A 21,402-nucleotide genomic window follows, 5' to 3' on the forward strand; every position below is an offset into this window, starting at 1 on the left:
GAGAGATAGAGCGCGATCATGAACCGATACCCGGTCTGGAAGTACGCGATCCTTGTGGTCGCGCTACTCATTGGGGTGATCTACACCCTGCCCAATTTCTTCGGCGAGGCCCCTGCGGTGCAGGTGTCCTCGGCCAAATCCACCGTCAAGGTCGACGAGGGCGTGCTGGCCCGCGTGCAAAGCGCGCTGCAGGCGGCCTCGCTGTCGCCCGACATCCTGAGCCTGGAAGGCTCGTCCGTGCGCGCGCGCTTCAACACGCCGGACGAACAGCTCAAGGCCAAGGACGTGATCGAGCGTGCGCTGATCACCGACGCCTCGGACCCCGCCTACATCGTGGCGCTGAACCTGGTGTCGCGCTCGCCGCAGTGGCTGTCGTCCCTGGGCGCACATCCCATGTACCTGGGCCTGGACTTGCGCGGTGGCGTGCACTTCATGCTGCAGGTGGACATGCAGGCGGCGCTGACCAAGCGTGCCGATTCGCTGGCCGGTGACCTGCGCACCATGATGCGCGACAAGAACATCCGCCACGGCGGCATCAACCGCGATGGCCAGGCGATCGAGATCCGCCTGCGCGACGACGCCAGCATGACGGCGACCCGCAATCTGATCACGGACCAGTTCCCGGACCTGCAAGTGGCCGAAGCCAGCACCGGCGCCGATGGCCGCCTGCGCGCCACCATCAAGCCCGAATCCCTGCGCAAGGTGCAGGAGCAGGCGCTCAAGCAGAACATCACCACGCTGCACAACCGGATCAACGAGCTGGGCGTGGCCGAGCCCGTGATCCAGCAGCAGGGCCTGGACCGCATCGTGGTCCAGCTGCCGGGCGTGCAGGACACGGCCAAGGCCAAGGACATCCTGGGTCGCACCGCCACGCTGGAGCTGCGTCTGGTCGACGAATCCACCGAAGGCCGCGCCGCCGAGATGGGTTCGGGCAACGTGCCCTTTGGTTCCGAGCGCTACCTGGACCGCAACGGCAACGCCGTGATCGTCAAGAAGCAGGTCATCCTGACCGGCGAGAACCTGACCGACGCCCAGCCTGGCTTCGACAGCCAGACCCAGGAGCCCACCGTGAACCTGGTGCTGGACGCCAAGGGCGCCCGCATCTTCAAGGACATCACGCGCGAGAACATCAACAAGCGCATGGCCATCATCCTGTTCGAAAAGGGCAAGGGCGAGGTCGTGACGGCACCGGTGATCCGCTCGGAAATCGGTGGCGGCCGCGTGCAGATCTCGGGTCGCATGACCACCGTGGAAGCCAATGACACCTCGCTGCTGCTGCGTGCGGGTTCGCTGGCAGCGCCCATGGAGATCATCGAGGAATACACCATCGGCCCCAGCCTGGGTGCCGAGAACATCGACCGTGGCATCAACTCGGTGGTCTGGGGCTTCATCGCCATCGCCATCTTCATGTGCATCTACTACCACCTGTTCGGGGTGTTCTCCACCGTGGCGCTGGGGGTGAACGTGTTGCTGCTGATGGCCATCCTGTCCATGCTGCAGGCCACGCTGACGCTGCCCGGCATTGCCGCGATGGCGCTGGCGATTGGTGTGGCGATCGACTCCAACGTGCTGATCAACGAACGCATCCGCGAAGAGCTGCGCTCGGGCATGTCGCCGCAGGCGGCGATCCACGCTGGCTATGACCGCGCCTGGGCCACCATCCTGGACTCGAACCTGACCACCCTGATCGTGGGCCTGGCCCTGCTGGCCTTCGGCTCCGGCGCGGTGCGCGGCTTTGCCGTGGTGCATTGCATCGGCATCGCCACCAGCATGTTCTCGGCCGTGTTCTTCTCGCGCGGGCTGGTGAACCTCTGGTACGGCCGCCAGAAGAAGCTCAAGAGCGTGTCCATCGGCACCATCTGGCGCCCTGACGGCTCGGCCGTCGAAGAAGCGAAGTAAAGGAGGAAGACATGGAACTCTTCCGTATCCGCAAAGACATTCCGTTCATGAAGCACGCGTTGGTGCTCAACGCGATCTCCATCATCACCTTCGTGCTGGCGGTGTTCTTCCTGGTGACCAAGGGGCTGCACCTGTCCGTGGAATTCACCGGGGGCACGGTCATGGAGGTGGCGTACAGCCAGCCTGCCGACCTGGAGAAGGTGCGCAACACCATCCAGGCCAAGGGCTACACCGACGTGACGGTGCAGAACTTCGGGACGGCGCGCGACGTGATGATCCGCATGCCCGTGCAAAAGGACGTGACCTCGGCCCAGCAGAGCGAGCAGGTGATGGTGGCGCTGAAGGCCGAGGACCCCGAGGTGACCCTGCGTCGCACCGAGTTCGTCGGCCCCTCCGTGGGCGAGGAACTGGTGACCAACGGTTTGCTGGCCCTGGGCGTGGTGATGCTGGGCATCATCGTCTACTTGGCCTTCCGTTTCGAGTGGAAGTTCGGCGTGGCCGCCGCCTTCGCTAACTTCCACGACGTGGTGATCATCCTGGGCTTCTTCGCGTTCTTCCAGTGGGAGTTCTCGCTGCCCGTGCTGGCCGGCGTGCTGGCGGTGCTGGGCTACTCGGTCAACGAGTCGGTGGTGGTGTTTGACCGGATCCGCGAAACCTTCCGCAAGCAGCGCAAGATGGACACCAAGGCCGTGATCAACCACGCCATCACCTCCACCATGAGCCGGACCATCATCACCCACGCGTCGACCGAAGCCATGGTGCTGGCCATGTTCTTCTTTGGGGGGCCCAGCCTGCACTACTTCTCGCTGGCGCTGACCATCGGCATCTTGTTCGGCATTTATTCGTCCATCTTCGTGGGCGCCGCCATCGTGATGTGGCTGGGCGTCAAGCGCGAAGACCTGGTCAAGCCGACCAAGCAGGAGCAGGACCCGAACGATCCCAACGCCGGGGCCGTGGTCTAAGGTCACTGTGGCCACGACGCTGTTCACACCAAAAGGCACCTTCGGGTGCCTTTTTTCATGGCCGTGTCAGCCGTGCGCCGTGCGCTGGAACAGCCCGCCAGGCAGGCGGGACAGCCAGCCCTCCAGCTCCAGCTCCAGCAACTGGGCCTGCAACTCGGCCGCCCCCCAGCCGGTGCGGGCGGACAAGGCATCCAGTCCGATGGGGTCGTAGCCCATGGCCTGCAGCAGCTGGTGCTCGGCGGCAGCGGGGGCGCTGGTCGTGGCATCGCTCGCTGCTGGGGGCCGCTGGCTGCTGGGGCCCTGCAGTTCCTCCAGGATGTCCTGCGCGCAAGTGACCAACTTGGCGCCCTGCTGGATCAGGGCATGGCAGCCGCGGGACTGTGGGGCGTGGATGGAGCCCGGAATGGCAAACACCTCCCGCCCTTGCTCGGAGGCGGTGCGAGCCGTGATCAGCGAGCCGGATGCCAGCGCCGCCTCAACCACCAGGGTGCCGCAGGACAGCCCCGAGATGATGCGGTTGCGCTTGGGGAAGTTGCTGGCAATCGGCGGTGTCCCCAGCGGGAACTCGCTGAGCATGAGTCCGTGCGCGGCAATCTGGTGGGCCAGCTGCTTGTGCTGGCGCGGGTAGACCCGGTCCACCCCGGTGCCGACGACGGCGATGGTTGGCACTTCCGTGGTGTCCGCGGCGAGGGCGCCGGCGTGTGCGGCGGCGTCGATGCCCAGGGCCATGCCCGAGACGATGCACCAGCCCATGTCGGCCAGGCTGTGGGCAAACTGCCGGGCGTTGTCAGCGCCCTGGGGCGTGGGGTTGCGGGAGCCAACCATCGCCAGGCTGCGGGCACTGTGTGTCAATGGCTGCGGACGCTGCAGCCAGCGTGCCTGCCCGGTCACATACAGCATCAACGGGGGATCGGGGATGTGCAGCAGGCTGTCCGGGTAGCGGACGTCGCCCAGTGTGACCAGGGCGTGGCTGCAACCTTCGGCGGCCCCTTGCAGCCACTGCCCGGTGGTGGACAGGGCCTGGGCAAATCCTTCGGGCGCGTGGCGCAGCTGGGCCGCCTGGGCCAGGCTGACGCAGTCCTGCAGCTCGGTGACCGAGGCCTGGAAGATGGCGGGGGCGGAGCCGAAACGTGCCAGCAGGCGGCGTGCGGCCGCGTTGCCCACGCCGGGCGTGAGGGACAGGCGCAGCCAGGCTTCCAGCTCCGGGTGTTCCAGGGGCGGAAGCGCGGTGGCCATGGGCGTCACTGCGGAGAGATCAGTCGATCACCGATTTGAACGCCGTGCTGGATGTCCATGATGAGGACGTAGGACACACGGTCGAAGCTGCGGAACACCATGGCCAGCCCGTTCTCCTCGTCGGGCAGCTTGACGGTGGCGCGTTGCGGGTCGGTCTTGTCGACCATGGTCTGGCCCTGGGTCATCAGCGACAGCACCATGCCGGGAACCACCCCGTCCTGGGTGCCCTTGTTGATGGCCACCACCTGGTGCTGGGTGCCGTAGCGCACGGCGGTGCTGCTGTACAGCGAGGCCACATGGGCGGTCACCGGCTCCTTGGGGGCGTGTGGGACGAAGCTGAGGTACTGGCGAGGCGGCTCGGGCAGCAGGCGGTCACCGGCCAGGATTTCTTCCTTGATTCTGGTGATGTGCACGCTGGCCGGCAGGGTGGGGCTGCGCTGGGCCTTGTCGGGTGCCGGGGGGGCCGGGGTTTCGCTGCGCTCCAGCTCGGCCTGGCCCAGGTACTGGGCCTCGTAGCCCAGGATTTCCTTGGTGATCGGGTCGCGCACGGGCGTGGCTTGGCGGAACAGGCGGTAGCTGCGCGACGTGCCAGGGCTGTGCAACAGGGGTGCATCGACCGGGCCGCGCGCATAGGCCCGATCCCCGGGCGAGAGCATGATGCGTTCGTTGTCGCCGGCGATGATGCGGGGCGCGCGCTGCAGCGTGTCGGTATTGATGACCAGGGGCTCGGTCAGGAACGGCTCGATCAGGTGCATCTGCAGCGTGGGCAGGGCCAGGTCCGACAGGCTCTCGCTGCGCACGCGCGGAGTCAGCTTCACGGTGGGGGTGCCGGTGCCGCGCGTGCTGCTCAGGCGGGCATAGCCCCCGGATTTCTCCAGGTACAGCACCTGGCCGGGGTAGATCAGGTGCGGGTTGGCAATCGCCTGCAGGTTCATGCCCCACAGCTCCGGCCAGCGCCAGGGCTGGCGCAGGTACAGCCCGGCAATGCGCCACAGCGTGTCGCCGGACTGCACGGTGTAGCTGTCTGGTGCGTTGGGGTTCAGCGCGGCCAGGGGCACGCCTTGCTGCGCCACTTGCTGGGCGGTGGCGCGCTGCGCCGCGGTGACCGGAAAGGAGGGCTGGGCCTGTGCCGCAGCCGTGGTACCGCAAAGCAGGGTACCGATGGCCCAGACCCAAGTGGTGGCAGTTCCCTTCATGTTTCTTCCCTCTCCTTGGTGCAGGCTTTTGGCTGCTGTGCAACGAATCATCCTGGCAGATTCTCATTCCAAGGCCTTGATTGGGCAATGCATATCGGCCCCAGGGGCTGCGTCATTTCGTGAAAGTGGCGAAAATAGCGACAAATTTTCTGAACTTGCCATGGCCTTACTTCCGATTCTTTGCTTCCCCGATCCCCGCCTGCACAAGGTCGCCCAACCTGTGAAGCAGGTGGACGCGCGCATCCGCAAGCAGATCGAGGACATGTTTGAGACCATGTATGACGCCAACGGCATCGGCTTGGCGGCCACGCAGGTGGATTTCCACGAGCGCCTGATCGTCATCGATGTCTCGCAGGACCGCGACCAGCCCCTGGTGCTGATCAATCCGGAGCTGGTTTGGGCCAGTGACGAAAAGCAGGTGGGCGAGGAAGGCTGTCTGTCCGTGCCCGGCATTTACGACGGTGTGGAGCGCTCCACGGCCGTCAAGGTGAGGGCCCTGGACGAAAACGGCAACAGCCGCGAGATCGAGGCCGAAGGCCTGCTGGCGATCTGCATCCAGCACGAGATGGACCACCTGATGGGCAAGGTGTTCGTGGAATACCTGTCGCCCCTCAAGCGCAACCGCATCAAGACCAAGCTGGTCAAGATGCAGAAGCAGGCGGCCCACTGATGGCGGTGCGCCCAGGGCAGGCCCAAGGGTGGCGCTGGGCGTGGGTGGTGGCCGGCTGCATGGCCTTGTCCGCCTGCATGGTGCCGCAGTGGCAAAAGCCCGGCACACCGGCCGCGCAGATTGCGCAGGGCATGGGGGCGCCGCAGGTCAAGGTGGCCCTGGCCGACGGCAGTGAGCGCTGGGTCTACAGCTTCCAGCCGGCGGGCCAGCAGGTCTACCACATGGTGATGGATGGGCAGCAGCGCCTGCTGCGCGTGGAGCAGGTGCTGCAGGAGGCCTATTTCCAGCGCTTGCGCGTGGGGGTGGACGACCGCCAGAGCGTGCTGGATTTCTTCGGACGCCCTGCGCTGGTCGAGGGTGTCGCCAACTTCAAAGGCGATATCTGGACCTACCGGATTCGCGAAAATGGCATCGACCGCCAGGCGCACGTGTTCCTCGATCCGCAGGGCGTGGTGCGCCGTGTGATGTTCACCGACGAACGGCGCCTGGACGACGATACGCGCCCTTGAAGACTCCGCCTGCGGCACCGGTGGTCGGCCCGGCAGCGCGGCAACTGGCAGTTTTGCCTTGGATGGAACGCATGAGAGTGATTTTTGCTGGCACGCCCGATTTTGCGCGGGTGGCGCTGGAACGCCTGCTGCAGGCAGGTTTTGAGGTCCCGCTGGTGCTGACCCAGCCCGATCGCCCCGCAGGCCGCGGCATGAAGCTGCAGGCCTCGCCCGTCAAGCAGTGCGCCCAGGCGCACGGCATCCCGGTGGCGCAGCCCCTGAGTCTGCGCCTGGACGGCAAATACCCCGAGGACGCCACTGCCGCGCGCCAGGCCCTGCTGGAGGCCCGCGCCGATGTGATGGTGGTGGCCGCCTATGGCCTGATCCTCCCGCAATGGGTGCTGGACCTGCCACCGCGCGGCTGCCTGAACATCCACGCCTCACTGCTGCCGCGCTGGCGCGGCGCGGCGCCCATCCACCGCGCCATCGAGGCCGGCGACGCCGAGACCGGGGTGACCATCATGCAGATGGACATCGGCCTGGACACCGGCGACATGTGCCTGATCGAGCGCCTGCCGATCACCGCCAGCGACACCACGGCCAGCCTGCACGACAAGCTGGCCGACCTGGGGGGGCGCATGATCGTCGAGGCGCTGGAGATGAGCGCCTGCGGCGGCCTGCCGCGCACCCCCCAGCCGGCCGAGGGCGTGACCTATGCCCACAAGATCGAGAAAGCCGAAAGCTGGATGGACTGGCGCCTGTCGGCCGACGCACTGGACCGCCGCCTGCGTGCCTTCAACCCCTTCCCCGGGGGCGCCACGCAAGCGGGCGACGAGGTCATCAAGCTGTGGGCGGCCGTGCCCCAGGCCTATGCCGGCTCGGCCCTGCCGGGCACCGTGCTGGCCGCGGACGCCGATGGCGTGGTGGTCGCCTGTGGCCAGGGGGCGCTGTGCCTGACGCAACTGCAGCGCGCGGGCGGCAAGCGCTTGCCGGCGGCGGATTTCCTGCGCGGCTTTGAGCTGCCCGTGGGCGCGGTGCTGACCCAGCCTGCCGACGCCTGAACATGTCGGTGCATTCCATGAGACAGCGCGCGCAGGGGATTGCGCGCGATCCGGTCTATCGCCAGGGCGTGCAGGCCGTGCTGGCCACCATGCTGGGGATTGCCGCCTGGGGCCTGGTGACGGGTGTGGCGATGGTCAAGAGTGGCATGTCGGTGCCGCTGGCGCTTTTCATGTCGCTGATCGTCTATGCCGGCAGCGCCCAGCTGGCGGTGCTGCCGCTGATGGTGGTGGGCGCGCCGCTGTGGGTGGTGTGGTTCACAGCCATCTGCGTGAACCTGCGCTTCGTCATCCTGAGCAGCATGTGGCGCCACTATTTCAGCCACCTGCGCCGCCCGCACCGCCTGGCGCTGGGCTATTTCAGCGGGGACGTGATCTTCGTGGCCTTCAGCCAGCGGTTCAGCACCCCGGAGAAAACGCCGGAACAGCTGCCCTTCTTCTGGGGCGCGGCCACGGTCAACTGGCTGTCGTGGCAGATCGCCTCGATTGCCGGCATCCTGCTGGCGCACGCCATCCCGCTGGAGTGGGGCCTGGGCTTTGCCGGCGTGCTGGCGCTGCTGGGCGTGCTGTACTCCATGCTCAAGGATGCGGCCACCTGGATGGCCTGCGTGGTGGCCTGCGGTGCGGCCGTGGCGGCGTTTGCGCTGCCACTGAAGCTCAACATCCTGGTGGCGATTGCCGCGGCCGTGACGGCCGGGCTGTTGATGGAGGCGGCCGAGCGCCGCGCCCAGCGCCTGCGCCCGCAGCCGGCCATCCGCCCGCCCGACCCCGCCCGGGGCGAAAAGCACCCGGTCATGCCCTTGCCCGGGCATGCCGACACCAAGGAGCCGCGATGAGCACCCCTGTGATGACGGGCTGGGAGCCCTGGGTGGCCTCCGTCGGCCTGGCGCTGGTGACCCTGGTCACGCGCGCCTTCTTCATGATTCCCGAGCGCGAAGTGCCCATGCCCGAATGGTTCAAGCGCGGGCTCAAGTACGCGCCACTGGCGGCGCTGGCGGCGGTGATCGCGCCCGAGCTGGTGATGCAGCAGGGCGCCCTCATCACCAGCCTGGCCGATGCCCGCCTGCCGGCCGCGCTGTGCGCCACCGCCTACTTCTGGTGGCAGCGCGGCATCCTGGGCACCATCGTGATCGGCATGGCCGTGTACCTGCCGCTGCACATTGGCTGGGGCTGGTAGCCGTCGCTTTTAAAAAAAGAGCTGTCAGCGCGCGTCCATCCATCGTTTCGATGTTGAAAGCCTTGCAAATGACTGCAGGGCGAGCGCAGGCAGCTATACCTTTTAAGACCGCACCTCGACGGCACGCTCGGCATAGCGCGTGAAGCGCCAGGCCTGGCCTTCGTCGGTGATGCGCCGCCACACGGCGCGCTTGGCGTACGGGCTCAGCCCGGGCCACAGCTGCACCTCGGCAAAGCTGCGGCCACAGCCCTTGCACTGGTCGTCGCCCTGGCTGGTCGAGCAGATCGCGATGCAGGGCGTGTCGGGTTGCGTGTCGTACCAGGCCAGCCAGGCCTGCAGCGCGGCGTCGGGCAGGTCCTCAATGGCAATCGCTGTGGTTTTGGCGCAAATCATGCCGGCATACACCTCGGCCAGGTGGGTGGTGGCCGGCGCCAGTGCCGAGCCGGTGCCCGCAGGGCTGCGATCGCGCCAGTAATTGATGGCGGCTTCCAGATCCGTGATGTGAATGCTTTCCATGACGGCGACAGCGTACGCCATGCACAGGCCGTCCGCTGGCGGCATCCGCAAAATCCACATGCACATTTGTGCCCACAGGACTTTGACTTGTGTTTAAATTGCGGGCTTCAAAGGGGAGTAGCTCCCTGCTGGGTGGCGCAATTCAGCCGCCCCCCGGCAGATTGACAGGTCGTCAGTACGAAGCTTATGGCTTCCGGCTTGTCAGGCAAGGTTCTGCGGGAACTTGCGGGCAAGACCTTTGGGCGACTGACTACATGTGGTCTCCCAAGAAGCTCCCACAGTGCCCGGGCATTCCGCCGGGGTGACTCCCGCTTCTCTTTGGTGAGCCATGCGTAACAACTGCCGCATGGCGCTTGCGCTCGTGCGGTCTTCTACAGAGGTTTTATATGGATTTGGATTTCCTGACCCATGCCCCTTTCTGGATTGCGCTGGGGCAAATCATCATCATCGACATCCTGCTGGGTGGCGACAACGCGGTCGTGATCGCGCTGGCCTGCCGCAAGTTGCCGGCTGAGCAGCGCCGCAAGGGCATCATCTATGGCACGGCCGGTGCCATCGTGCTGCGCGTCATCCTGATCGCGTTCGCCATGGTGCTGCTGCAGCTGCCGTTCCTGAAGATCGTCGGCGCGCTGCTGCTGGTGTGGATCGGTATGAAGCTGATTGCCCCCGAAGAGGAAAGCCACGACAACATTGAAGGCAGCGACAAGCTGTTCGCCGCCATCAAGACCATCATCGTGGCCGACCTGGTGATGTCCGTGGACAACGTGATCGCCATCGCCGGCGCAGCCCAGAGTTCGGGCGAGCACCAGCTGTTGCTGATCATCCTGGGTCTGCTGATCTCCATCCCGATCATCGTGTGGGGTTCGCAGCTGGTCATCAAGCTGATGGAACGTTACCCTCTGATCATCGTCGCCGGCGGCATGCTGCTGGGCTGGATTGCCGGTGGCATGCTGGTGACCGACCCGCTGTTCGTGAACCCCGACCAGTGGACCTGGGCGCCCAAGCTGCTGGACTACAACGCTGAAACCAAGATGGCCGTGTTCAACGCGTCCATGCCCATCTACTGGGTGGCCCACGTGGTGGTGCACTGCTGGTGCTGGCCATCGGCAAGATGGTGGCGGCCAAGCAGAAGAAGTCTGAAGCGGCCCACTAAGCCCTGTGATCGGCCGGCAGCCCCAGCGTGCGGGCTGCTGGGCTGATCCCCCGCAGCCCTGCTGGTGGCGGCAAATGGAACCTCAGGCCCATTTGTGAGTCACAGCAGGGTTGTTTTTTCTTGACGAAGTCACCAAGGAGGGGTGCATGGACACCATCATCGTCTACGTAGATGACGCAGAGTACGCCAAACCATTGCTGCAGACCATGGCCCAGGCACCGGGTGCGGACCGCCGCCACTGCGTGCTGGTGGCATGCGCGCCCCGCATCACGCACCGCGTCAGCCGCTTTGTCAGCAACCGCGCGCGCGAGAACTGGCGCAACAAGTGGGCCGACAAGCTGTTCGAAGCCTGTGCGCCCGCGCTGGCCCAGGGTGGTGGCCTGCAGGTCAGCACGATGCTGGCGCGTGGACCGCTGCCGGACGTGCTGGCCCAGCTGCAAGCCGAGCATGGCACGGCCGCACAGGTGGTGGACCTGCGCCGTCCCAAGCTGGAAGTGGCCGCCCCCAAGGCCGAGGCGCCGATGCTGCGCAAACTGGCCGGCACCCTGGCCGGCATTGGCGCGCTGTGGAGCGTGCTGATCGGCGAGACACTGGCGGCTTAAGCCCCTGTGCCCAGTTTCTGGCCCGGGATGCCGTGACGGCATCGCCGGGCTTTTTTGTCGCCGGGCCGAGCACCGTCAAAGCGGCCGCTTGGGGCCTGGGATCGCGCGCCAACACCTGCGCGGGGTGGTGGGCGCATGCCCAGGGTCCAGGCCTTGTGCGCGCACCATGCTGCTATGCTGTGGCGCATGAAACTCTTGCTCAAATGGTTGTTGAATGCCGGGGCCCTGCTCCTGGTGGCAGCGGTGTTCAGTGGCGTGCAAGTGGAAAGCTATGCCTCCGCCCTGTGGGCCGTGGTGGTGATCAGCCTGCTGAACACCCTGGTGCGGCCCTTGCTGGTGTTGCTGACCTTGCCGGTGACCTTGCTGACCGTGGGCCTGTTCCTCTTCGTCATCAACGGGCTGATGCTGTGGGCGGCCTCGGGCTTGCTGGGCGGGCTGCACGTGGCAGGCTTCTGGGCTGCTGTCTGGGGGGCGATTCTCTACTCCCTGCTGGGCATGGCCATCGACTCACTTCTCGCGCGCCTGTTCCCGCAATAAGGCTTCCACGGCACGCAGGCGCGTGTCGATGATCGAGACCTCGATGTAGTCGGCGGCGCCCTGGCTGCGCCGTGCGGCATCCTGGCCGGCCTTGAAGCGGTCCACGGCCGCCGCGTAGTCGTAATGCGCCGCATGGGCTTCGGCTTCCGCACGGATGGCGCGCAGCGTCTGGTGCTGCGCCTGCCAGGCCTGCGACAGCAGGCGCCAGGCTGCGGCATCGTGCGGGTGTGTGACCACCCAGGTCTGCAGGCGTTCCGCCACGGGCTGGGCCTGCCCGGTGGCCAGTAATGCCTGGCCGGCCAGCAGCAGTTGAGGGCGTGGCACATCGCCCCGCAGGTTGGTATCACCCAGGGCGTGCAGGGCCGCCTGGGGCTGCTGTGCGGCCAGTTCCAGCTCGGCACCCAGCCATCGCACCTGTTGCTGCGCCGCACGGTCACCCTGGGCTTGCGCATGGCGACTCAGCTGGGCCCAGGCCTGGCGCGCGGACTCCCAGTTTTTGAGCTGGATCTGGCTCAGGGCCGCCGCGTACAGCTGTCCGGCTTGGTCAATCGCCGACAGCTGGGTGAATTCCGGCATCTGGGGCTGGCGGCTCCATTGGCGCAGCTTGTCCGTGCCCGGGCGGCTGAGCACCCGTGCGCGCGCCGCCATCATGGCGTGTTCCATGGTCGGCTGCGCCGCCTGCTGCTGGCCGTGCGGGATGCGCGCCTGCATGTCGGCAATGCGCTCGGTGGTCAGGGGGTGGCTGCGCAGATAGGGCCAGCTGCCGTTGTCGTTCAGGCGGCTGGCGTGCTGCAGCTTCTCGAACATGCTGACAGCCCCCTGGGGGGCAAATCCGGCAGGTGCCAGCAGGCTGGAGCCAATGCGGTCGGCCTCGCGCTCCATGTCGCGGGAGAAGCCCAACTGGTTCTGGATGGCGGCCGCCTGGCCGCCGACGATCATCGCATTGGCCGCGTCGGGGCTTTTGCTGGCGGCCAGGGCGCCCAGGATCATGCCGGCAATCAACAGGGGCGTGCTCTTCTTTTCCTCGCCGATCATGCGTGCAATGTGGCGCTGGGTGACGTGCGTCAACTCGTGTGCCATGACCGAGGCCAGTTCATCGCGGCTGGTTACGGCGCCAATCAAGCCCAGGTGCACCCCCAGGTAGCCGCCGGGCAGCGCAAAGGCGTTGATGCTTTTGTCCCGGCCCAGCAAGACCTGCCAGGCAAAGCGCTCCTGCAGCTCCTGCGACATGTCGCCGCGGTCTTTGGAGGCCTGTACCAGGGGCAGCCAGATGTCCATCACATAGGCGTGCAGCTGGAGGTCGTCGATGTAGTCCGGGTCACGGTACAGCGAGCGAATGATGCGATCGCCCAGGCGACGCTCCTCGCTGGTGGTGATGTCGGCGCCATCGCCCATGTTGGGGAGCGCCAATTGGGCGTACGCTGCGGGAAAGTGCAGCAAAGGGGTGGCAAGGGCCAGCACCAGCAGGGCATGGCGCAGGGCAGGCGTTGCCCGGCGAGAAAACGAAGGTGTCATTGGCGATGTAAAGGCACAAGGCCGTCTGAGGCGAGGACAGACTCTTATGATGCCTGCATTGCGCCACCGTTCCCAGCTTTACATGCCAATCCGGCATGGGCGCGCGTGGACTTCCTGCGCGGTGCAGGCATGGCGATGCGTTGGCACCCAAGATCCTTCCTCGCCTTCAGCGCCTGCCTGTAGGCGTCGCTCCCGCGTGAGGATGGTTTTTCTGAACCCTGGACCACTCCGAAAGATGAACACCGACCAGCACCCCAACCAAGGCCTGACCCACTTTGATGCCCATGGCCAGGCACACATGGTGGACGTGGGCGGAAAAAGCACGACCCACCGCATTGCCGTGGCCGAAGGGCGCATCGTGATGCAGCCCGCCACCTTGGCCATCATCCAGAGCGGCACCGCCAAGAAAGGGGATGTGCTGGGCATCGCCCGGATTGCCGGCATCATGGCCGCCAAGCAGACCAGCAACCTCATCCCGCTGTGCCACCCCCTGGCCCTGACCCGCGTGGCGGTGGATTTTGAACTGCTGGCCGATGCGAACGCCGTGCGCTGTACCGCCACCGTGGAAACCCACGGCCAGACCGGCGTGGAGATGGAAGCCTTGACGGCCGTCCAGATCGCCTTGCTCACGATTTACGACATGTGCAAGGCGGTGGACAAGGGAATGGTGATGGAGGGGGTCAAGGTGCTGGAGAAGCGGGGAGGGAAGTCAGATCTTATGGGTAAGGCTTGATTAGACGAATCAATAAAAAAGAGCGCTGGTAGCGCTCTTTTTTTATATCAAGCCAAGCTTTAATTGCTTGCCCATGTGGTGCCCATAGCAGGCAATGTTCCAATACTGCAGCTGCCAGGAAGCAGTTTCTTCAACTGTGGACTTGCAGTGCTGGCGGCGAAGCATTTCATGCCACCGACCTGCTTTCCTGCCAAGTTAGCGTCGCCAGCCGCAGTGAGAGCAGCTGTTGTAATTGCTGTGCCATCAGTCAGGGTTGGAATGAAGTACAAGAATTCGCCATCAGGCAGGCCGCCAAGTTCATCCTTCACATCCTGGATGCTCAGGCGTACGGCACCAACGTCATTTGTTGCGATCTCTGTGACGTACTTGCCTGCCACTGCTGGCGATGGATCTCCAGCAGCTGCTGGTGTTCCAGGCGCTTTTTCGCAACCCCAGCCACCTGGGCCTGGATTTGTTGCAGATAGAGGATCCATCGATGTTTGATATTTGGCAGCTACGTCAGCACGGCATGACGAGCCTTGCAAAACTACTTCAGAAAAGCGAGCTTTCTGCGTGTAGCTTTGGTAAGCAGGCAGCGCCACGGCCGCCAAAATACCGATGATCGCCACCACGATCATCAGTTCGATCAGGGTGAAACCCTGTTGCATCGTACGCTTCATGAAAAGCTCCTTGGAGTGAGAAAAAATGGAATCCGCAGGTCTTGTTGCAAATGGCGTGCCAGCAAGCGGTGGCCGAGAAATGGGGGGTTGGCCGCTGTTTTGCAAAGATTGCTTGCAATTCGACGAGAAATGTCACTTTTCAAGGGCGTGGTCGTCTGGGTGGTGACGTTTTTGTCATGTGATCGTGCAGCTATTGAAAACATAGTTGCCTGCGCAAGTGGGCCAAGCTTTCAAAGCGCAAATCACATCGCATTGCTTTTGGCGTAAGCGGAGCCAGCTTCTGTTTTTGAGTCATTCAGAGGCTGCTGCTGCCTGGGAGATGGCGCCATCGCCGGCGCGTACGTAGCACGCATCCATGAAAAAAGCGCCCGAAGGCGCTTGGCGGTGTGCAGGGGTCGGATGGGCACTCAGGCGGCTTGGCCGCTTTGGCGGGTTGGCATCCACTTGCCCACGGCGACGACCAGCAGTGCGCCGGCGGCGGCGGCGACGTAATGCAGCCAGGGGTGGGCCAGGGCGTAGCCGTGCAGCAGGTTGTCGTTGACGATGGTCTCGCCGCCGACCCAGCCGATCAGGGCGGCGCCCAGGGTGATGATCACGGGGAAGCGTTCCATCAGCTTGATCATCAGGGTGGAGCCGAAGATCACCAACGGGATGGAAATGGCCAGGCCGAGGACCAGCAGCACCATGTTGCCCTGGGCGGTGGCGGCGACGGCGATCACGTTGTCCAGGCTCATGACCAAGTCGGCGATCAGGATGGTACGGATGGCGGCCACCATGGAGCCATGGCCCTTGGCTTCGCCTTCTTCGTCTTCATCGCCGGTCAGCAGCTGGTAGCCGATCCACAGCAGCAGCACGCCGCCGATGACCTGCAGGAACGACAGCTCCAGCAGCTTGGCGGCCACGATGGTCAGCACGATGCGCAGCACCACGGCGGCGCCGGAGCCGAACATGATGGCTTTCTTCTGTTGGGCGGGAGGCAGCGAGCGGGCAGCCAGGGCGATGACGACGGCGTTGTCGCCGGAGAGGATGATGTTGATCCAGACGATCTTCACCAGGCCGATCCAGAAGTCGGCGCTATTGAGAAACTCCATTTTTACTCCACTGTTATGAATTGAAAACGCCAGCCTGCGTGCGCAGACCGGCGTTTCTTGTTGGAAGTGGGCAGTTTACGCCCGGGTGGGGGGCGTGGCGTGCGTAGTTTTGCGTAACCACAGGCGCGGGGGTATCGCCAAATCCATGGGGGCATCACGCGCCTTCAGCACGCTGTGGGCGTGCAGCCAGGCCAGTGTGTGCCGGCCGCGATCAGCATTTCCTGCAGGGCAAGATACGGCCAGAGCACCTTGGTGGCCTGCGGACCGCACAAAAAAAGCCGCCCCGACAGGATCGGGGCGGCTGGGGGTCAGCAGGGTGCGCTGTGGCTTACTTCTTCAGCAGGCCTTGCAGCAGGCGGCCCATTTCGGAAGGATTGCGGGTGATGGTGAAACCGCACTCCTCCATGATGGCCAGCTTGGCGTCGGCCGTGTCGGCACCGCCAGAGATCAGCGCACCAGCGTGGCCCATGCGCTTGCCGGGAGGGGCGGTCACGCCAGCGATGAAGCCGACCACGGGCTTCTTCATATTGGCCTTGCACCACATGGCGGCTTCGGCTTCGTCGGGGCCGCCGATTTCGCCGATCATGATCACAGCGTCGGTGTCAGGATCGTCGTTGAAGGCGCGCATCACGTCGATGTGCTTCAGGCCGTTGATGGGGTCGCCACCGATGCCGACGGCCGACGACTGGCCAATGCCCAGTTCGGTCAGCTGGGCCACGGCTTCGTAGGTCAGCGTGCCTGAGCGCGAGACCACGCCGATGCGGCCCTTCTTGTGGATGTGACCGGGCATGATGCCGATCTTGATTTCGTCGGGCGTGATCAGGCCGGGGCAGTTGGGGCCCAGCAGCAGGGTCTTCTTGCCGCCGGCGGCTTCCTTGGCCTTCATCTTGTTGCGCACTTCCAGCATGTCGCGCACAGGGATGCCTTCGGTGATGCAGATGGCCAGGTCCAGGTCGGCTTCAACGGCTTCCCAGATGGCAGCGGCAGCGCCTGCTGGGGGCACGTAGATCACGGACACGGTGGCGCCGGTTTCCTTGGCAGCGTCCTTGACGGAGCCGAAGATCGGGATGTCAAAAATGCGCTCGCCGGCCTTCTTGGGGTTCACACCGGCCACGAAGCAGTTCTTGCCGTTCGCGTATTCCTGGCACTTTTCGGTGTGGAACTGACCGGTCTTGCCGGTAATGCCCTGGGTGATGACCTTGGTGTCTTTGTTGATAAAGATCGACATGTTTTTATCTCCGGGGGCGTTTACTTGACGGCGGCAACGATCTTGGTGGCGGCTTCGGCCATGGTGTCGGCCGAGATGATGGGCAGACCGGAATCAGCCAGGATCTGCTTGCCCAGCTGTTCATTGGTGCCCTTCATGCGCACGACCAGTGGCACGCTCAGGTTCACGGCCTTGCAGGCGGTGACCACGCCGTTGGCGATGGTGTCGCACTTCATGATGCCGCCGAAGATGTTGACCAAGATGCCCTTGACTTCAGGGTTCTTGAGCATGATCTTGAAGGCTTCGGTGACCTTCTCGGCCGTGGCGCCACCGCCCACGTCCAGGAAGTTGGCGGGCTCGCCGCCGAACAGCTTGATGGTGTCCATGGTGGCCATGGCCAGACCGGCACCGTTCACCAGGCAGCCGATGTTGCCTTCCAGGGAGATGTAGGCCAGGTCGAACTTGGAGGCTTCGATTTCGGCAGCGTCTTCTTCGTCCAGATCGCGGAAGGCCACGATTTCAGGGTGACGGAACAGCGCGTTGGGGTCGAAGTTGAACTTGGCGTCCAGGGCCATCAGGTCGCCCTTGGAGTCGCAGTTCAGGGGGTTGATTTCCACCAGCGACGCGTCGGTGTCCATGTAGCACTTGTAGATCTTGGCGAAGATGTCTACGGCTTGGTCGATGGACTTGCCTTCCAGACCGATGGCAGCTGCCACCTTGCGCGATTGCGCTTCGGTGATGCCGGTCAGGGGGTCGATCATCTCGGTGATGATCTTTTCGGGGGTGGAGTGGGCCACTTCCTCGATGTCCATGCCGCCTTCGCTGGAAGCGATCAGGGCCACCTTCTGGGTCGCGCGGTCGGTGACCAGCGACACATACAGTTCGTTCTTGATGTCGGCGCCATCTTCGATGTACAGGCGACGCACCTTCTGGCCTTCGGGGCCGGTCTGGTGCGTGATCAGCTGCATGCCGAGGATTTGCTGGGCCAGCTTTTGCACATCTTCGATGGACTTGGCCACCTTGACGCCGCCGCCTTTACCGCGGCCGCCGGCATGGATCTGCGCCTTCACCACCCACACGGGGCCGCCAAGCTTTTGCGCTGCCTCTACAGCTTCCTGGACGGTGAATGCCGGAATGCCACGGGGGACTGGCACGCCGAATTGACGCAAGATTTCCTTGCCTTGGTATTCATGAATCTTCATGAGTTTTGTCTCTCTGAAACGGAGGGGAAATGCCCGTTTTCCTGCTGCCTAAACATGCGGAGCCGGGCTCGTATGACATGGCAATCGAAGAATGTACCATGGTGCAGTGCAACCAAAAAGTGCTTTGTCAAGCGTGATCTACGTATTTATGTACGTAGGTTAATACGTAGAAAACCTGTGCGCCTAGCGCAATTGCGCGCCATTTGCCGATGAGTGCGCGCACACCGCGAATGCAGTGGACAATCGGCGTTTTTCAGCAGATGGCGCCGCGGCATGTGGCCCAGACACAGATATGCGCCAGAGGGCGCGGGAGCGTTGAGATGTCCAAAGTCTTTATTGATGGCGAAGCCGGCACCACGGGTCTGCAGATTCGTGACCGCTTGCAGGGTATGGCTAGTGTGGAGCTGGTCAGCATTGCGCCCGAGCTGCGCAAGGACCCTGCCGCCAAGCGCGCGCTGATCGCCGGCGTGGATCTGGTGATCCTGTGCCTGCACGACGATGCCGCGCGCGAGACGGCGGCCATGGTGGACGGCATCACCGCCGAGACCGGTCGTGCCATCAAGATCATCGATGCATCGACCGCGCACCGCGTGGCGCCGGGCTGGGTCTATGGCTTCCCCGAGCTGTGCGCCGGCCAGCTGGACGCCGTGAAGACGGCCACCCGCGTGTCCAACCCCGGCTGCTACGCCACGGGCGCGATCGCGCTGCTGCGCCCGCTGGTGGACGCGGGCCTGATCCCGGCCGACTACGGCCTGAGCCTGCCCTCCGTGTCCGGCTACAGCGGCGGTGGCCGCAGCATGATCGAGGCCTATGAGGCGGGCGGCGCCGCGCCCTACGAAGCCTACGCCCTGGGCCTGTCGCACAAGCACATCCCCGAAATCCTGGAGTACACCGGCCTGACCCGTCGCCCCGTGTTCATCCCCGCCGTGGGCAACTACGCGCAGGGCATGCTGGTGCAGTTGCCTCTGCACCTGGACCTGCTGCCCGGCGCGCCCAAGGCCGCCGACCTGCACGATGCCCTGGCCAGCCACTACGCCCAGACCAATGCGCCCGCGCAGTGGGTCAAGGTGCTGCCGCCCACGGAGGACAACAAGCTGGCCGCCGACACCCTGGCGGGCACCAACCAGCTGGAGCTGCGCGTGTTCGCCAACGAGCAGTACCGCCAGGCCGTGCTGATTGCCCGCCTGGACAACCTGGGCAAGGGCGCCAGCGGCGCGGCCGTGCAGAACCTGCAGCTGATGCTGGGGCTCTGAGCGGGTCGTTGTGCCCTGCACACCAGCGGCCTGCGGGCCGCTTTTTTGCACCCGGTGCCTTGGCATCTGTATAGCGGCTGGCGCAGCACTGGCAAGGGTTGCAGGTAGTTATCGACCTGAAGCCCTTGATGAAACAGCGCAAGCTGCTCCTTTTATTGATTCATCCATGTCTGCACCGTCTGCCCGTTCTGCCGAAATCCGCCGTGCCACCCTGATCGGCCTGGTGGCCGTGTTGTGCTGGAGCGGCACCGTCGGCCTGATGCGCTCGGTGTCCGAAGCCCTGGGCGCCCTGGGCGGCGCGGCCGTGCTGTTCAGCGTCAGCACCGCCTTCGTGCTGCTGGTCCGCGGTCTGCCCACGCGCGCCCAGTTGCGCAGCGTCTCGCGCGTGTACCTGGTGGCCTGCGGCCTGCTGTTCGCCTGCTACGAGATCAGTCTGTCCGTGGCCATCGGCCTGGCGCACGGCCGCCAGCAGGCCATGGAGTTGGGCATGATCAACTACCTCTGGCCCAGCCTGACCATCGTGCTGGCCGTGCTGTCCCGCCAGCAGGCCGCCCGCTGGTGGCTGTGGCCTGGCGCCGCGCTGTGCCTGTGGGGACTGGGCCTGGTGATGGGCGATGGCGCCCCGGCGGGCGATGCCCCTGGCTGGCAGAGCCTGGCGGCGCACATGGCGGCCAACCCCCTGGCCTATGCCCTGGCCTTTGGCGCGGCGCTGATGTGGCCCGCGTACTCGGTGCTGTCGCGCGTGCATGGCGGCGGCTTCAATGGGGTCGGGCTGTTCCTGCTGTTCACCTCCGGCCTGCTGTGGGCGCAGTGGCTGGCCCTGCCGACCGTGCCCATGCAGTGGAGCTGGGGCGTCGCCGCCCAGGTGCTGGCCGTGGGCGGCTGCACGGCCCTGGCCTACAGCTGCTGGGAGCATGGCATCCAGCGCGGCAACCTGGCGGTGCTGGCCGCGGGCTCGTACTTCACGCCGGTGCTGTCCGCGCTGTGGGCCAGCGTCTGGCTGGCGGTGCGGCCTGGGCTGCCGTTCTGGCAGGGCGTGGTGCTGGTCACGCTGGGCTCCCTGGTCTGCTGGGGCGCCACGCGCGGGCGTTGATCCAGCGCAGCCCCGGTCGTTTGCCCGGCGGCCTGCGCTGCTCTAAGCTGCGGGCTCCTTCTTCCCTTGCTTTGGACCCCCTGGTTTATGGATTGGAATGCCACCAGCCTGGCCCTGCTGACCGCCCTGGGCGTCGGGCTCATGATCGGTGTGGTGCGCGAGCGCACCCAGCCCCCCCACCTGCTGCCGGCCGGTACGCGCACGCACGCGCTGGTGGCCTTGCTGGGCTGCATCACCTGGCTGCTGGGGCCCTGGGTGTTCATCGCGGCGCTGCTGGCGCTGGCGGCGCTGACCCTGGCCGCCTACCTGCAGTCGGCCCACGAGGACCCCGGGCTCACCGGCGAGGTGGCCCTACTGCTGGCGGCCGTGCTGGGCGCCCTGGCCGCGCACGAGGCGGCACTGTCCGGCGCCCTGGGGGTGCTGGTGGCCATCCTGCTGCAGGCCAAGGCGCCGCTGCAAAAGATCAGCCGCGAATGGATCAGTGAGCGGGAAATCCAGGATGCCCTGCTGCTGGGTGCGGCGGCCCTGGTGGTGATGCCGCTGCTGCCGCGCGAGCCGATTGACCCCTGGGGCGCCATCCGCCCCATGCTGGTCTGGCGCATCGTGGTGCTGGTGATGGCGGTGGGGGTGTTCGGCCATTTCGCGCAGCGCATCCTGGGTGCGCGCTGGGGGCTGGCCATCGCCGGCTTCTTCTCGGGCTTTGCCTCGTCCACCGCCGCGGTCAGCAGCCTGGGGCAGCAGGCGCGTGCCGATGCCGCCCTGGTCGTGCCCAGCGCGGCGGCGGCGCTGCTGGCCAACCTGGCCTCGCTGCTGCTGTTCGTGGCGGTGGTGGCGGCGGTGTCGCCCAGCCTGCTGCAGGCCACGCTGTGGAGCTGGGTGGCAGCCGTGCTGGGCTTGCTGGCGGCGATTGCCGCGCTGTGGTGGCTGGGCGGGGTGACGGCGCCGGCGGTGCAGGCCCCGCAGGAAGACCGGGCCTTCAAGCTCTCGCATGCCTTGCTGATTGCCGGCTTGATCGCCGGCGTCTCCTTGCTGGCGGCGTGGCTGGAGCAACTGTTCGGCCACACCGGGGCCCTGGCTGCCGCGGCCATGGTGGCGCTGGCGGAGGTGCAGGCCGCGGCGCGGGCGTGGCCCAGCTGGTGGCCAAGGGCGGCATGC

General features: G+C 65.5%; 21 protein-coding genes and 1 pseudogene. 14 read left to right on the forward strand and 8 right to left on the reverse strand.

The window, feature by feature from the left end:
• The first annotated feature begins 18 nt into the window (after positions 1 to 18).
• The gene (gene secD, locus SJH88_RS01870) at positions 19 to 1,899 is read left to right on the forward strand and encodes a protein translocase subunit SecD (RefSeq protein WP_274753462.1); all 1,881 of its coding nucleotides are present in this window, start codon (positions 19 to 21) and stop codon (positions 1,897 to 1,899) included.
• 11 nt (positions 1,900 to 1,910) lie between these two features.
• Complete coding sequence (gene secF, locus SJH88_RS01875) at positions 1,911 to 2,861, forward strand: protein translocase subunit SecF (protein ID WP_045265847.1); 951 nt, start codon at positions 1,911 to 1,913, stop codon at positions 2,859 to 2,861.
• A gap of 66 nt (positions 2,862 to 2,927) precedes the next feature.
• Here secF and dprA read toward each other — a convergent pair whose 3' ends face one another.
• On the reverse strand, positions 2,928 to 4,076 hold the full coding sequence (gene dprA, locus SJH88_RS01880; protein ID WP_274753478.1) for a DNA-processing protein DprA: 1,149 nt from the start codon (positions 4,074 to 4,076) through the stop codon (positions 2,928 to 2,930).
• Between the two features lie 26 nt (positions 4,077 to 4,102).
• Positions 4,103 to 5,293 (reverse strand): LysM peptidoglycan-binding domain-containing protein, encoded by a 1,191-nt coding sequence (locus SJH88_RS01885; protein ID WP_274753463.1) that lies wholly within the window; start codon positions 5,291 to 5,293, stop codon positions 4,103 to 4,105.
• Between the two features lie 160 nt (positions 5,294 to 5,453).
• Between SJH88_RS01885 and def the strand changes: the two genes are divergently transcribed.
• The 5 genes from def (at position 5,454) to SJH88_RS01910 (ending at position 8,686) form a co-directional block, all read left to right on the forward strand.
• Positions 5,454 to 5,963 (forward strand): peptide deformylase, encoded by a 510-nt coding sequence (gene def / locus SJH88_RS01890; RefSeq protein WP_274753464.1) that lies wholly within the window; start codon positions 5,454 to 5,456, stop codon positions 5,961 to 5,963.
• The gene (locus SJH88_RS01895) at positions 5,963 to 6,472 is read left to right on the forward strand and encodes a hypothetical protein (RefSeq protein ID WP_274753465.1); all 510 of its coding nucleotides are present in this window, start codon (positions 5,963 to 5,965) and stop codon (positions 6,470 to 6,472) included. Before def ends, SJH88_RS01895 begins: the two co-directional genes overlap by 1 nt.
• Before the next feature lie 71 nt (positions 6,473 to 6,543).
• Positions 6,544 to 7,512: a methionyl-tRNA formyltransferase gene (gene fmt, locus SJH88_RS01900; RefSeq protein ID WP_042418628.1), complete on the forward strand. Its 969-nt coding sequence runs from the start codon at positions 6,544 to 6,546 to the stop codon at positions 7,510 to 7,512.
• Positions 7,513 to 7,514: 2 nt separating this feature from the next.
• Positions 7,515 to 8,345, forward strand: a complete 831-nt coding sequence (locus SJH88_RS01905) for an AzlC family ABC transporter permease (protein ID WP_274753466.1) — start codon at positions 7,515 to 7,517, stop codon at positions 8,343 to 8,345.
• Positions 8,342 to 8,686: an AzlD domain-containing protein gene (locus SJH88_RS01910; RefSeq protein ID WP_274753467.1), complete on the forward strand. Its 345-nt coding sequence runs from the start codon at positions 8,342 to 8,344 to the stop codon at positions 8,684 to 8,686. Before SJH88_RS01905 ends, SJH88_RS01910 begins: the two co-directional genes overlap by 4 nt.
• A gap of 102 nt (positions 8,687 to 8,788) precedes the next feature.
• Here SJH88_RS01910 and SJH88_RS01915 read toward each other — a convergent pair whose 3' ends face one another.
• On the reverse strand, positions 8,789 to 9,202 hold the full coding sequence (locus SJH88_RS01915; protein WP_274753479.1) for a DUF3717 domain-containing protein: 414 nt from the start codon (positions 9,200 to 9,202) through the stop codon (positions 8,789 to 8,791).
• 386 nt (positions 9,203 to 9,588) lie between these two features.
• Between SJH88_RS01915 and SJH88_RS01920 the strand changes: the two are divergent.
• From SJH88_RS01920 to SJH88_RS01930, 3 genes and pseudogenes are all read left to right on the forward strand, one after another.
• Positions 9,589 to 10,355: pseudogene (locus SJH88_RS01920) on the forward strand (TerC family protein).
• 146 nt (positions 10,356 to 10,501) lie between these two features.
• Positions 10,502 to 10,957 (forward strand): hypothetical protein, encoded by a 456-nt coding sequence (locus SJH88_RS01925; protein WP_274753468.1) that lies wholly within the window; start codon positions 10,502 to 10,504, stop codon positions 10,955 to 10,957.
• 186 nt (positions 10,958 to 11,143) lie between these two features.
• Positions 11,144 to 11,494, forward strand: coding sequence for a phage holin family protein (locus SJH88_RS01930; RefSeq protein ID WP_043378824.1), 351 nt, complete (start codon positions 11,144 to 11,146; stop codon positions 11,492 to 11,494).
• Here SJH88_RS01930 and SJH88_RS01935 read toward each other — a convergent pair.
• On the reverse strand, positions 11,465 to 13,009 hold the full coding sequence (locus SJH88_RS01935; protein ID WP_274753469.1) for a M48 family metalloprotease: 1,545 nt from the start codon (positions 13,007 to 13,009) through the stop codon (positions 11,465 to 11,467). The two genes, SJH88_RS01930 and SJH88_RS01935, sit on opposite strands and share 30 nt — an antisense overlap.
• Before the next feature lie 235 nt (positions 13,010 to 13,244).
• Between SJH88_RS01935 and moaC the strand changes: the two genes are divergently transcribed.
• Positions 13,245 to 13,742 (forward strand): cyclic pyranopterin monophosphate synthase MoaC, encoded by a 498-nt coding sequence (moaC, locus tag SJH88_RS01940; RefSeq protein WP_274753470.1) that lies wholly within the window; start codon positions 13,245 to 13,247, stop codon positions 13,740 to 13,742.
• A gap of 59 nt (positions 13,743 to 13,801) precedes the next feature.
• Here moaC and SJH88_RS01945 read toward each other — a convergent pair whose 3' ends face one another.
• The 4 genes from SJH88_RS01945 to sucC all read right to left on the reverse strand — a co-directional run bounded on the left by SJH88_RS01945 (position 13,802) and on the right by sucC (position 17,901).
• Positions 13,802 to 14,401 carry a pilin gene (locus SJH88_RS01945; RefSeq protein WP_331698752.1) on the reverse strand — a complete coding sequence of 200 codons (600 nt, stop codon included), beginning with the start codon at positions 14,399 to 14,401 and terminating at the stop codon, positions 13,802 to 13,804.
• A 407-nt stretch (positions 14,402 to 14,808) separates the two neighbouring features.
• The gene (locus SJH88_RS01950) at positions 14,809 to 15,492 is read right to left on the reverse strand and encodes a TerC family protein (protein ID WP_274753471.1); all 684 of its coding nucleotides are present in this window, start codon (positions 15,490 to 15,492) and stop codon (positions 14,809 to 14,811) included.
• Positions 15,493 to 15,820: 328 nt separating this feature from the next.
• On the reverse strand, positions 15,821 to 16,720 hold the full coding sequence (gene sucD / locus SJH88_RS01955) for a succinate--CoA ligase subunit alpha (protein WP_042415991.1): 900 nt from the start codon (positions 16,718 to 16,720) through the stop codon (positions 15,821 to 15,823).
• Between the two features lie 20 nt (positions 16,721 to 16,740).
• Positions 16,741 to 17,901 carry an ADP-forming succinate--CoA ligase subunit beta gene (gene sucC / locus SJH88_RS01960; protein ID WP_274753472.1) on the reverse strand — a complete coding sequence of 387 codons (1,161 nt, stop codon included), beginning with the start codon at positions 17,899 to 17,901 and terminating at the stop codon, positions 16,741 to 16,743.
• 320 nt (positions 17,902 to 18,221) lie between these two features.
• Between sucC and argC the strand changes: the two genes are divergently transcribed.
• The 3 genes from argC to SJH88_RS01975 all read left to right on the forward strand — a co-directional run.
• Positions 18,222 to 19,154: an N-acetyl-gamma-glutamyl-phosphate reductase gene (gene argC / locus SJH88_RS01965; protein WP_274753473.1), complete on the forward strand. Its 933-nt coding sequence runs from the start codon at positions 18,222 to 18,224 to the stop codon at positions 19,152 to 19,154.
• A gap of 166 nt (positions 19,155 to 19,320) precedes the next feature.
• Positions 19,321 to 20,247: an aromatic amino acid DMT transporter YddG gene (gene yddG / locus SJH88_RS01970; protein ID WP_274753474.1), complete on the forward strand. Its 927-nt coding sequence runs from the start codon at positions 19,321 to 19,323 to the stop codon at positions 20,245 to 20,247.
• Positions 20,248 to 20,334: 87 nt separating this feature from the next.
• The coding region (locus SJH88_RS01975) for an MgtC/SapB family protein (RefSeq protein WP_274753475.1) at positions 20,335 to 21,402 on the forward strand (1,068 nt) is incomplete at its 3' end.

Source organism: Comamonas sp. GCA5 (assembly GCF_036541385.1).
GTDB classification, from domain to species: Bacteria; Pseudomonadota; Gammaproteobacteria; order Burkholderiales; family Burkholderiaceae_C; genus Comamonas; species Comamonas aquatica.

Excerpts from the sequence above, each read along its gene's own strand:
- secD (WP_274753462.1), top strand. The coding sequence starts at position 19 with ATGAACCGATACCCGGTCTGGAAGTACGCGATCCTTGTGGTCGCGCTA.
- SJH88_RS01945 (WP_331698752.1), bottom strand. The coding sequence starts at position 14,401 with ATGAAGCGTACGATGCAACAGGGTTTCACCCTGATCGAACTGATGATC.
- SJH88_RS01915 (WP_274753479.1), bottom strand. The coding sequence starts at position 9,202 with ATGGAAAGCATTCACATCACGGATCTGGAAGCCGCCATCAATTACTGG.
- SJH88_RS01895 (WP_274753465.1), top strand. The coding sequence starts at position 5,963 with ATGGCGGTGCGCCCAGGGCAGGCCCAAGGGTGGCGCTGGGCGTGGGTG.
- sucC (WP_274753472.1), bottom strand. The coding sequence starts at position 17,901 with ATGAAGATTCATGAATACCAAGGCAAGGAAATCTTGCGTCAATTCGGC.
- secF (WP_045265847.1), top strand. The coding sequence starts at position 1,911 with ATGGAACTCTTCCGTATCCGCAAAGACATTCCGTTCATGAAGCACGCG.
- SJH88_RS01950 (WP_274753471.1), bottom strand. The coding sequence starts at position 15,492 with ATGGAGTTTCTCAATAGCGCCGACTTCTGGATCGGCCTGGTGAAGATC.
- SJH88_RS01910 (WP_274753467.1), top strand. The coding sequence starts at position 8,342 with ATGAGCACCCCTGTGATGACGGGCTGGGAGCCCTGGGTGGCCTCCGTC.
- SJH88_RS01885 (WP_274753463.1), bottom strand. The coding sequence starts at position 5,293 with ATGAAGGGAACTGCCACCACTTGGGTCTGGGCCATCGGTACCCTGCTT.
- yddG (WP_274753474.1), top strand. The coding sequence starts at position 19,321 with ATGTCTGCACCGTCTGCCCGTTCTGCCGAAATCCGCCGTGCCACCCTG.
- SJH88_RS01930 (WP_043378824.1), top strand. The coding sequence starts at position 11,144 with ATGAAACTCTTGCTCAAATGGTTGTTGAATGCCGGGGCCCTGCTCCTG.
- SJH88_RS01905 (WP_274753466.1), top strand. The coding sequence starts at position 7,515 with ATGTCGGTGCATTCCATGAGACAGCGCGCGCAGGGGATTGCGCGCGAT.
- argC (WP_274753473.1), top strand. The coding sequence starts at position 18,222 with ATGTCCAAAGTCTTTATTGATGGCGAAGCCGGCACCACGGGTCTGCAG.
- fmt (WP_042418628.1), top strand. The coding sequence starts at position 6,544 with ATGAGAGTGATTTTTGCTGGCACGCCCGATTTTGCGCGGGTGGCGCTG.
- sucD (WP_042415991.1), bottom strand. The coding sequence starts at position 16,720 with ATGTCGATCTTTATCAACAAAGACACCAAGGTCATCACCCAGGGCATT.
- SJH88_RS01935 (WP_274753469.1), bottom strand. The coding sequence starts at position 13,009 with ATGACACCTTCGTTTTCTCGCCGGGCAACGCCTGCCCTGCGCCATGCC.
- def (WP_274753464.1), top strand. The coding sequence starts at position 5,454 with ATGGCCTTACTTCCGATTCTTTGCTTCCCCGATCCCCGCCTGCACAAG.
- SJH88_RS01925 (WP_274753468.1), top strand. The coding sequence starts at position 10,502 with ATGGACACCATCATCGTCTACGTAGATGACGCAGAGTACGCCAAACCA.
- moaC (WP_274753470.1), top strand. The coding sequence starts at position 13,245 with ATGAACACCGACCAGCACCCCAACCAAGGCCTGACCCACTTTGATGCC.